This is a genomic window from Bordetella petrii, assembly GCF_020991325.1.
Taxonomy (GTDB): Bacteria; Pseudomonadota; Gammaproteobacteria; order Burkholderiales; family Burkholderiaceae_B; genus Bordetella_A; species Bordetella_A petrii_E.
Genome location: NZ_JAJMLX010000173.1, coordinates 1 through 9,826, shown reverse-complemented (window position 1 = coordinate 9,826; position 9,826 = coordinate 1). Strand labels below are relative to the sequence as shown.

The window sequence follows — 9,826 nt, the reverse complement described above, 5'->3', positions numbered from 1 at the left end:
AGGCGCACGCCCTGGCCGGCCAGCCAGCCGCGCGCCTGCTCGACGCGCTGCCACATCTGGCCGTAGCGCAGCGTGGCGCCGCTTTCTTCGTACAGGAACACGGCGTCGGGCTGGCGGCACGCCTGGTCCCGCAGCGGTTCATGGATGCGCTCGGTCATGAAAAATCAGCATGGCAGTGAGGTTGCAGGCAGTGTCCGTTCTGCCGGCACGGTTGACCATTCTTCATTGCCGAAGCAGGGGTTTTGCCGGGCGGTACGCTGGACGCGGCCGGGCCAGGCCCGGCCCGCTTCATTTACACGGAAGCCCCGCTTCCAAAGAGGCAGATTGCAGCGGCGCTCCGGCCGTGGCTAGATACGGCCTGAAGGAGACCGCACATGGACTTGAGCTGGACACCGGAAGAGCGCCGCTTCCGCGAAACCGTACGAGCGTTCGCGCAGGAAAAATTGCCGCGCGATATCCGCGACAAGGTACTGCGCCACCAACGCCTGCACCGCGACGACTACATACGCTGGCACCGCATCCTGGACGATCAGGGCTGGGGCGCGCCCACCTGGCCCAAAGAGCATGGCGGCACCGGATGGAACCCCCTGGAACGCCTGATTTTCGAGGTGGAATGCTTCAAGGCCGGCGCACCGCGCCTGCTGCCCTTCGGGCTGAGCATGATAGGCCCGGTGTTGATGAAGTACGGCAGCCCCGAGCTGCAGCAACGCTTCCTGCCGCGCATCATCCGCGTGGAAGACTGGTGGTGCCAGGGTTATTCGGAACCGGGGTCGGGTTCCGACCTGGCGTCGCTGAAAACCCGCGCCGAACTCGATGGCGACCACTACGTGGTGAACGGCCAGAAAACCTGGACCACGCTGGCGCAGTACGCCGACTGGATGTTCTGCCTGGCGCGCACCGACCCCGACGCCAAGGCGCAGCGCGGCATTTCCATGTTGCTGATCGACATGCGCACACCGGGTGTCAGCGTGCGGCCCATCCGCACGCTGGACGGCGGCCACGACGTCAACGAAGTCTGGCTGGAAAACGTGCGCGTCCCGGTGGCCAACCGCGTGGGCGAGGCCGGCCAGGGCTGGACCTATGCCAAGTACCTGCTGGGGCACGAACGCACCGGCATCGCCGGGCTGGGCCATTGCCATCGCGAACTGAGCGTGCTGAAAGAAATGGCCGGCCGCGCGCAGCGCCATGGCCGGCCCCTGCTGCAGGACAGCCGCATGCGCGACCGCATCTCGCGCATCGAAGTCGACATCATGGCGCTGGAAATGCTGTTGCTGCGCGTCGCGTCGGCGCGTGGCGACGCGCCCGGGCCGGAGGCGTCGGTGCTGAAGATCCGCGGGTCGGAAATCCAGCAGGACCTGGCCATGCTGCAAATGGAAATCGCCGGCCCCGACGCCTGGCCGTACGACCCCGACTGGATGGAGGCGGATGCCGCGTTCCATGGCCCCGGCCCCGAGATGGCGGCCGCGGCCGGCGCGGGGTATGCCGACATGCGCAAGACCTCGATCTACGGGGGAACCACCGAAGTGCAGAAGGGCATCATCGCCCGCATGATGCTTGGGCTGTAGCCCGCAACGCAACGGAACAGAATCATGGATTTCGCGTATACCGAAGAACAACGCATGCTGGCCGACAGCCTGCGGCGCCTGGTGCAGGACGAATGGGCCTTTGTCCGCCGCCGCGCGCGCGCCGCCGAACCCGCGCTGGACGCGCGCGCCTGGGCGCAACTGGCCGAGCTGGGTGTCATGGGCCTGAACATTCCTGCCGAGCATGGCGGCTTTGGCGAAGCGCCCGCCAGCCTGCTGCCGGTACACTTGGAACTGGGACGCGGCCTGGTGTCCGAGCCGGTGGTTCCCAGCGCGGTGATGAGCGCGGCCGCGCTGCTGGCCTGTGCCAATACCGACATGCAACAACAGTGGCTGCCCGCGCTGGCCACGGGCGAAGCCATTATCGCGGTGGCCTATCAGGAACCCGGGCGGCGTTATGACACCGAGCCCGAGTCGTGCCGGGTACGGCCCAGCGCCGACCGCGTGCTGGAACTGACAGGCGCCAAGCACCTGGTATGGCACGGCGCCGCCGCGCAGGCCTGGATCGTGTCGGCGCGCGACATCGACGACGAGGCCGTGCTGCTGCTGGTGCCGGCCAATGCGCCGGGTGTGAAAGTGCTGGACACGCCCACGCTGGACCGCGCGCGCTGCGCGCGCATCGATTTCGACCGCACGCCGGTTGGCGCGGATGCCATCCTGGCGCAAGGCCAGGCCGCGGTGGACGGCCTGGCCGCGGCGCTGGAGTGGGGCACCGCGGCACTATGCGCGCATGCGGCGGGCGCCATGGAACGCCTGCTGGAAATCACCATCGACTATCTCAAGACGCGGCGCCAGTTCGGCCAGCCGCTGGCGGCCTTCCAGGTATTGCAGCACCGCATGGCCGACATGCTGGTGGCCAAGGAAATGGCCTTGTCCATGGCCTACGTGGCGGCCGCCGCCCTGACGGAAACCGACGCCGCGCAGCGCCGCCGCATGCTGGCCAGTGCCAAGCTGGAAGCGGCGCGCGCCGGGCGCTTCGTGGCCCAGAGCGCCGTGCAACTGCATGGCGGCATGGGCATGACCGATGAACTGGAAGTGGGCGACTATTTCAAGCGCCTGACCATGATCGACCAACTGCTGGGTGACACCGCCGAACAACTGGCCGTACTCGAGGAGCTGGCGTGACGCAGGCCTATGAGCAAATCCGTTTTTCCCTGGAAGATGGCGTCGGCATCATCACGCTGAACCGCCCCGATCGCCTGAACAGCTTCACGTCCGCGATGCATGCCGAATTGGCGCGCGCCCTGGATACCCTGGAAAACTGCGCCGTCCTGCGCGGCGTGGTGATCACGGGCGCCGGGCGCGGTTTCTGCGCAGGCCAGGATCTTACCGAGCGCAAGCCGCTGCCCGAGGGCCAGCGCCGCGACCTGAGCGAGGGCCTGCGCAACAACTACCGGCCGTTGGTGCTGCGCCTGCGGGCGCTGCCGGTGCCGGTGGTATGCCTGGTCAATGGCGTGGCGGCCGGGGCGGGCGCCAGCCTGGTGTTTGCCTGCGACGTGGTGTATGCCGTGGAATCGGCGCGCTTCATCCAGGCCTTCAGCAAGATCGGCCTGTTGCCCGACGCGGGCGGCACGTGGTTCTGGCCGCGACTGGTCGGTTCGGCGCGCGCCATGGGCGCGGCGCTGTTCGGCGACAGCGTGCCGGCCCGCCAGGCCGCGGAATGGGGGCTTATCTGGCGCTGCATTCCCGATGCAGACCTGGACGCCACGCGGGCGCAGGTGGTGACCACCCTGGCGGGCGGACCCACGCGCGCCTATGGCGCCACCAAGCGGGCCTTGCAGGCCGCCAGCGGCAATACGCTGGAACAGCAGTTCGACCTGGAATGCGAACTGCAGAAGCAACTGGGCTACACGGACGATTACCAGGAAGGCATGCGCGCCTTTGCCGAGAAACGGCCCCCGGCCTTCCAGGGCAAATAGCGCGGTGGATTCCGGTCTCTTGAAGCCGGCCTTGTAGAAAAACGAATTCACAAATCCGGCGGGCGCGGGCATGCTGGCGGCTGACCCGCACTGTAACAAGCCAAGGACAAGAAACATGACGTCTTCCAACCCCGCGGACTGGATCGGCCGCGGCGAGTCCGTTGCCGACAACCTGGATACCGGCCACGCGGCCCGCATCGCCGCCACGCTGGGCGAGCCCGCGCCGGCCCAGGGCCAGGCCCTTCCGCCCCTGTGGCACTGGGCATTCTTCATCAACCCGGTGGGCATGGAAGGCGTGGGAGCCGACGGCCATCCGGCGCGTGGCGGTTTTCTGCCGCCGGCCGACGACCGCAACCGCATGTGGGCGGGCGGCCGGGTGGCCTTCCACGCACCGCTGCAAGTGGGCGTGCCGGCCGAGCGCCGTTCCACCGTGGCCGACGTGCGCGAGAAAACCGGCCGTACCGGCGCGCTGCTGTTCGTGACCGTGCGGCACGAATACCACCAGGATGGCGCACTGGCCATTCTGGAGGAACAAGACATCGTCTACCGCCAGCCCGCGCCGCCCAAGCTGGTGGGCACCGAGCCGGCGCCCGAATCGCAGTGGCGCCAGCCGGTTGACCCTTCTCCGGTGCTGTTGTTCCGCTATTCGGCCGTTACCTTCAATGGCCACCGCATTCATTACGACCACCCCTACGTCACGGGCACCGAAGGCTATCCCGGCCTGGTGGTGCATGGCCCCATGATCGCCACGCTGATGGTGGCGGCATTCCGCCAGGCGCATCCCTCGGCGCGGCTGGACCACCTTGCCTACCGCGGCCTGCGGCCGCTGATCGCCCCCACGCCCTTCCATGTGGCCGGCCGCGTGGCTGAAACCGGCCTGGCCGACCTGTGGGCCGAACAGGACGGCACGCTGGCGCACCAGGCGCAACTGAGGTTTACCGCATGAACACCACTGCCGCAGTCCGCCCGCTGGACGGCATTACCGTCATCAGCCTTGAACACGCCATTGCCGCGCCGTTCTGCACGCGCCAGCTGGCCGACATGGGCGCGCGCGTCATCAAGGTCGAACGCCCCGGCGCGGGCGATTTCGCCCGCGGCTACGACGAACGCGTGCGAGGCCAATCGTCGCATTTCGTCTGGACGAACCGCTCGAAAGAAAGCCTGACGCTGGACTTGAAGCACCCCGATGCCGCGGGGGTCATGCAGCGCCTGCTGGAATCGGCCGACGTGCTGGTGCAGAACCTGGCCCCCGGCGCCGCCGAGCGCCTGGGCCTGTCGTTCGACACCCTGCATGCCCAGTATCCGCGCCTGATCGTGTGCGATATTTCGGGCTATGGGCAGGGCGGTCCGTATGAACGCAAGAAAGCCTACGACCTGCTCATCCAGAGCGAAAGCGGTTTTGTCTCGGTTACCGGCTCGGCACAAGAACCCGCCAAGGCGGGCTGCTCGATTTCCGACATCGCCGCGGGCATGTATGCGTATTCCTCCATTCTGAATGCCCTGCTGCTGCGCCAGCGCACCGGCCTGGGCAGCCGCCTGGACGTGTCCATGCTGGAGAGCATGGTCGAATGGATGGGCTACCCCATGTATTACGCCTTCGAAGGCGCGGCGCCGCCCATCCGCGCGGGCGCGGCCCATGCCACTATCTACCCCTACGGGCCGTTTCCGGTGGGCGATGGCGCCACCATCATGCTGGGGCTGCAGAACGAACGCGAATGGCGCGTATTCTGCGACCGCGTGCTGGGCCAGCCGGAACTGGCCGACGACGAGCGTTTCGCATCCAACTCGCGGCGCGCCGCCAACCGCGATGCATTGCGGGCGCTGATCGTGCAGGCCTTCGCCGGCATGACCATCGACCAGGTCACCGACCGCCTTGAAACCGCGCAGATCGCCAATGCGCGCGTCAACGACATGAAAGACGTCTGGGCGCACCCGCAGTTGCAGGCGCGCGAGCGCTGGCGTGAAATCGGCAGCCCGGTGGGCACGCTGCCGGCGCTGCTGCCCCCGGCGTCCAGCAACGCCTTCACGCCACGCATGGATCCGGTGCCCGCGGTGGGCGAGAACACCGATGCGGTGCTAGCATCATTGGGGTACGCGCCCGAAGACGTGGCGCGTTTGCGAGCCTCGGAGGTCGTGTGATGCCCAGCGTAGTCCGTACCGCCCTGTTCGTGCCGGCCAGCCGGCCCGAACGCATTCCGAAAGCCCTGGCCAGCGGCGCCGACACGGTCATCGTCGACCTGGAAGACGCCGTTGAACTGCTGGCCAAAGACAGCGCCCGCGAAGCCCTGTGCGATTTCCTGGGCACCCATCCCGGCGCGCGGCTGTGGGTACGGATCAACGACGCGTCCACGTCCTGGCACGACGACGATCTGAAAGCCTGCCAGAACCATCCCGGCGTGGCGGCCATTGTGCTGCCCAAGGCCGAGACACAGGCCCACGTGCGGCATGCCGCTCAAACCGGCATCGACATCGTGCCCATCCTGGAAACCGCCGACGGTGTGCTGAATGCCGCTGAAATCGCCGCCACGCCGGGTGTGCAGCGGCTGGCTTTCGGCAGCCTGGACTACGGCCTGGATCTCGGCCTGACACCCGATTCCGATGGCGCGCAGGTGGTGCTAGACCACGCCCGCGTGCAGGTCCTGCTGCGCAGCCGGGCGGCGGGGCTGGCCGCGCCGCTGGACGGCGTATTCCCGGGCGTGCACGACACCCAGGGCATGCAGGCCGCGGCCCTGCGCGCCCGCGATATGGGCTTTGGCGGCATGCTGTGCATCCATCCCACGCAGGTGGGCATCATTCACAGCGCGTTCGCTCCGCCCGAGGCCGACCTGGCCTGGGCGCGCCGCGTGGTGGCGGCGCACCGCGACAGCGGCGCCGGCACTTTCATGCTGGAAGGCAAAATGGTCGATGCGCCCGTCATCGCGCGGGCGCGACTATTGCTGCAGCGCGCCGGCGAGCAATCGTAGGCCGACCGGAGCCGGCTCTGCAGGGGGTGGCATCCATGGCGCTACCTTAGCCGCCGTGGCGGATTTTCGCGGGCACTGCCGGGTGTCCGGCTCCCGTCAGGGTGCCGGACACCGTACAACTGAGACTATCGCGGCACGCCACGGTGTCTGGCACCGCCGGAGCCAGACACCCGGCCATACCTCGCAAGGTGTCCTTTTTCCACTGTAAGGTAGCGCCATCGGTGCCCGGCACCGGTATCAGGCGCCGCCGCAGTTAACGCCGTTAACTCAGTCAGCCAGGCGTTCGATGGCCTGGCGCGTCAGCCGCGCTAGCAAGGCCTGCGGCGTGCCCACCAGCAGCACCAGATCGGGCGCCAGGTCGTGCAGGGGCGCCAGCACGAAGGCGCGCTGGTGCATGCGCGGGTGGGGCAGCGTCAGGCGCGGCGTATCCATGACGGTATCGCCATGAAGCAGCAGGTCCAGGTCCAGCGTGCGCGGGGCATTCTTGTACGGGCGCTGGCGGCCGTGGCGGTTTTCCAGGGCCTGCAGCACATCCAGCAGGTCCAGCGGGGCCAGGGTGGTGTCCACGGCCGCCACCGCGTTGATGAAATCTGGGCCCGTGGCATCCACGGGGGCGCTGCGATAAAAGGGCGATGCCTGGCAGGCCAGGATGCCCGGTTCGGCGGCCAGTTGCTCCAGCACGGCGCGCAACGTGGCGCGCGCATCGCCCAGGTTGGCGCCCAGGCCTACGTAGGCGCGTACCGGGGTGTTCATTCGGGGGCGCGTGGCGCCCCGGCGGGCCGGCGCGGACGGCGGCGGCGCTTGCGGGGGGTGCTGGATTCGCCCGGATCGCGCGGCAGGCGGGCCAGTTCTTCGATCATGTCGGCGCGCGCGGCGTCATCGCCATTGGCCAGGTCCATCCACCATTGCGCCAGCACGCTGTCGAATTCGCCCGCGGCCGCCCGCAACTGCAGGAAGTCGCAGGCAGCGCGAAAGCGCGGCTGTTCGATCATGCGGTAAATGGTCTTGCCCATGCGGCGCTCGAAGCGGGGCTGCATGAACCAGATTTCGCGCATGTCCGACGAGAAGCGGCGCTGGATGGCGAGTTTCTCGGTTTGTTCGTCCAGCACCGAATCAGCGGCCTGTACCAGCGCCGGAATGGTGTGCTCGCCCCCGGCGCGCAATTGCTTCCAGCGCGAATCCACTTGCTGCCACAGCAGCGCGGCGAACAGGAAGCTGGGGCTGATGCTCTTGCCGGCGCGCACGCGCGTGTCGGTGCGTTCCAGCGCCAGTTCGACGAAGTGTTCGCCGCCGGGCTGCTCCAGCACCACGTCCAGCAAGGGCAGCAGCCCATGGTGCAGGCCGTCGGCGCGCAGTTGGCGCAGGCAGTCCATGGCGTGGCCGCAAGTCAGCAGCTTGAGCATTTCGTCGAACAGGCGCGAGGCCGGCACGTTCTCGATGAGATTGGCCATGGTGCCGATGGGCTGGCGCGTGGCCGGATCGATGCTGCCGTTCAGCTTGGCCGCGAAGCGCACGGCGCGCAGCATGCGCACCGGGTCTTCGCGGTAGCGCTGCGCGGGGTCGCCGATGATGCGCACCTGGCGCTTTTTCAGGTCTTGCACGCCGTTGTGGTAGTCGATGACTTCTTCGGTGTGCGGGTCGTAGTACAGCGCGTTCATGGTGAAATCGCGCCGCGCGGCATCTTCTTCCTGGCTGCCGAACACATTGTCGCGCAGGATGCGGCCGTGTTCGTCGGTTTCCGCGTCCTGGGTGGCGGGCGCGCGGAAGGTAGAGGTTTCGATGATCTCCTGGCCGAACACGACGTGCACCAGCTGGAAGCGGCGGCCGATGATGCGGGCGCGCCGGAACAGCGGGCGGATCTGTTCGGGCGTGGCATTGGTGGCCACGTCGAAATCCTTGGGTTCCAGGCCGACGATCAGGTCGCGCACGGCGCCGCCCACGATGTAGGCGGCGTAGCCGTGCTGGCGTAGCACATCACAGACCTTGATGGCATGGCGCGAAACGTTGCGGCGGTCGATGCCGTGCCGGTCGCGCGCAATGCGCTGGGGCCCCCGGGCCGCCGGCGAGAACAGCCGGCTGACGAATTTTTTTATGGTGTCGGTGATCATTTAGGACTTGGCATCTTCCATGTGCTCGAACAGGTCGAGCACCTGCCAGCCGCGCGACTGCGCGATTTCGCGCAGCGACGGGCTGGGATTGGCCGCCACGGGCCGGCTGACGGCCTCGAGCAGCGGTACATCATTGATCGAATCGCTATAAAAGAACGATTCGGAGAAATCCGCAAGCGCCAGCCCCATGCCGGCCAGCCACTGGTTCACGCGCACCACCTTGCCTTCCTTGAAACTGGGAGTGCCGTGGATGCGGCCGGTGTAGCGGCCGTTGCGGTATTCGGGGTCGGTGGCGATCAGGTGCGGCACGCCGAAGGCGCGCGCGATGGGCGCGGTGACGAAGCTGTTGGTGGCGGTGACCAGCGCGCACAGGTCACCGGCCGCCAGGTGCTGGTCGACCAGTTGCACCGCTTGCGGGGTGATGTCGGGCCGGATGACCTGCGCCATGAATTCTTCATGCCAGGCCGCCAGGTCGAACGGCGTATGCGCGGCCAGCAGCCCCAGCATGAACTCGGCGGCCTGTCCGGCGGTAAGCAAGCCCTGGTTGTAGCGCACCATCAGCTCGTCGTTGCGGCGGCGCGCTTCGGCGGGGTCGCCGGCCCGGCCGGTGCGGGCCAGGAAGTCGGCCCATTGGTAGTCGCTGTCCAGGGGCAGCAGGGTGTGGTCCAGGTCGAACAGCGCGAGTCGTCGGGGGGTCATGGAGTTTGCGTATCGGGGTCCGCCAGCATCGCGCGAAGCAGCGGAATGGTAATGGCCCGGCCTGTGGCCAGGGAATAGCGGTCTAGCGCATCGAGCAGCGCGGCCAGCTTGCGGATATCGCGCTCGCGGTGCGTCAGCATCCACTGGATGACTTCGGGCGCCAACTGCAGCCCGCGATCGGCGGCCTGCGCCGCCAGCGCGGCCCGCTTGTCCGCATCGGACAGCGGCTCGAGCCGGAAGACCAGGTCCCAGCCCAGGCGGGTGCGCAGGTCTTCGCGCAACGGCATGGACAGCGGGGCGCGGTCACCGGCCACTGCCAAGGCGAACGCGTGGCTGGTGGCCGCGCATTCGCGCCACCGATTGTACAAGGCGAACAGCCCGGCCTGCCGGGAGTCGTCCATGAGATGCACGTCGTCCACGGCCACCATGCGGGGCATGGGCGTGGCCGAGTCGGTGTCGGCCAGCTGCCGCAAGGCCCCGGGCCCTTGCCGCGCGTCGATATACAGGGCCCCGGGCCCGGTGGCCAGGCCGCGCAGCAGGTGGCTGCGCCCGCA

At 68.1% G+C, this 9,826-nt stretch carries 10 protein-coding genes; 6 read left to right on the top strand and 4 right to left on the bottom strand.

Annotated features, from left to right (window positions below; genetic code table 11):
- Positions 1–374: 374 nt before the first annotated feature.
- The 6 genes from LPZ50_RS16505 to LPZ50_RS16480 all read left to right on the top strand — a co-directional run bounded on the left by LPZ50_RS16505 (position 375) and on the right by LPZ50_RS16480 (position 6,465).
- Positions 375–1,565, top strand: a complete 1,191-nt coding sequence (locus LPZ50_RS16505) for an acyl-CoA dehydrogenase family protein (RefSeq protein ID WP_230662718.1) — start codon at positions 375–377, stop codon at positions 1,563–1,565.
- 24 nt (positions 1,566–1,589) lie between these two features.
- Positions 1,590–2,708, top strand: coding sequence for an acyl-CoA dehydrogenase family protein (locus LPZ50_RS16500; protein ID WP_230662716.1), 1,119 nt, complete (start codon positions 1,590–1,592; stop codon positions 2,706–2,708).
- Positions 2,705–3,502 (top strand): enoyl-CoA hydratase, encoded by a 798-nt coding sequence (locus LPZ50_RS16495; protein ID WP_230662714.1) that lies wholly within the window; start codon positions 2,705–2,707, stop codon positions 3,500–3,502. The genes LPZ50_RS16500 and LPZ50_RS16495 overlap by 4 nt, the downstream gene beginning before the upstream one ends.
- 115 nt (positions 3,503–3,617) lie before the next feature.
- Positions 3,618–4,448 carry an FAS1-like dehydratase domain-containing protein gene (locus LPZ50_RS16490; RefSeq protein ID WP_230662712.1) on the top strand — a complete coding sequence of 277 codons (831 nt, stop codon included), beginning with the start codon at positions 3,618–3,620 and terminating at the stop codon, positions 4,446–4,448.
- Complete coding sequence (locus tag LPZ50_RS16485) at positions 4,445–5,641, top strand: CaiB/BaiF CoA transferase family protein (protein ID WP_230662710.1); 1,197 nt, start codon at positions 4,445–4,447, stop codon at positions 5,639–5,641. The genes LPZ50_RS16490 and LPZ50_RS16485 overlap by 4 nt, the downstream gene beginning before the upstream one ends.
- Positions 5,638–6,465 carry an HpcH/HpaI aldolase/citrate lyase family protein gene (locus LPZ50_RS16480; RefSeq protein ID WP_230662708.1) on the top strand — a complete coding sequence of 276 codons (828 nt, stop codon included), beginning with the start codon at positions 5,638–5,640 and terminating at the stop codon, positions 6,463–6,465. Before LPZ50_RS16485 ends, LPZ50_RS16480 begins: the two co-directional genes overlap by 4 nt.
- Before the next feature lie 267 nt (positions 6,466–6,732).
- Here LPZ50_RS16480 and LPZ50_RS16475 read toward each other — a convergent pair whose 3' ends face one another.
- The 4 genes from LPZ50_RS16475 to hda form a co-directional block, all read right to left on the bottom strand.
- Positions 6,733–7,218, bottom strand: coding sequence for a 2-amino-4-hydroxy-6-hydroxymethyldihydropteridine diphosphokinase (locus LPZ50_RS16475; protein ID WP_230662706.1), 486 nt, complete (start codon positions 7,216–7,218; stop codon positions 6,733–6,735).
- The gene (pcnB, locus tag LPZ50_RS16470) at positions 7,215–8,573 is read right to left on the bottom strand and encodes a polynucleotide adenylyltransferase PcnB (RefSeq protein WP_230662704.1); all 1,359 of its coding nucleotides are present in this window, start codon (positions 8,571–8,573) and stop codon (positions 7,215–7,217) included. The genes LPZ50_RS16475 and pcnB overlap by 4 nt, the downstream gene beginning before the upstream one ends.
- Positions 8,574–9,272, bottom strand: a complete 699-nt coding sequence (locus LPZ50_RS16465; protein ID WP_230662702.1) for an HAD family hydrolase — start codon at positions 9,270–9,272, stop codon at positions 8,574–8,576.
- Positions 9,269–9,826: DnaA regulatory inactivator Hda (gene hda / locus LPZ50_RS16460; RefSeq protein ID WP_230662700.1), on the bottom strand; the 558-nt coding region annotated here is incomplete at its 5' end. The genes hda and LPZ50_RS16465, both read right to left, overlap by 4 nt.

Bases quoted from the DNA above. Each gene is read 5' to 3' on its own strand.
- LPZ50_RS16490 (WP_230662712.1), top strand. From the start codon at position 3,618: ATGACGTCTTCCAACCCCGCGGACTGGATCGGCCGCGGCGAGTCCGTT.
- LPZ50_RS16485 (WP_230662710.1), top strand. From the start codon at position 4,445: ATGAACACCACTGCCGCAGTCCGCCCGCTGGACGGCATTACCGTCATC.
- LPZ50_RS16500 (WP_230662716.1), top strand. From the start codon at position 1,590: ATGGATTTCGCGTATACCGAAGAACAACGCATGCTGGCCGACAGCCTG.
- pcnB (WP_230662704.1), bottom strand. From the start codon at position 8,573: ATGATCACCGACACCATAAAAAAATTCGTCAGCCGGCTGTTCTCGCCG.
- LPZ50_RS16475 (WP_230662706.1), bottom strand. From the start codon at position 7,218: ATGAACACCCCGGTACGCGCCTACGTAGGCCTGGGCGCCAACCTGGGC.
- LPZ50_RS16465 (WP_230662702.1), bottom strand. From the start codon at position 9,272: ATGACCCCCCGACGACTCGCGCTGTTCGACCTGGACCACACCCTGCTG.
- LPZ50_RS16505 (WP_230662718.1), top strand. From the start codon at position 375: ATGGACTTGAGCTGGACACCGGAAGAGCGCCGCTTCCGCGAAACCGTA.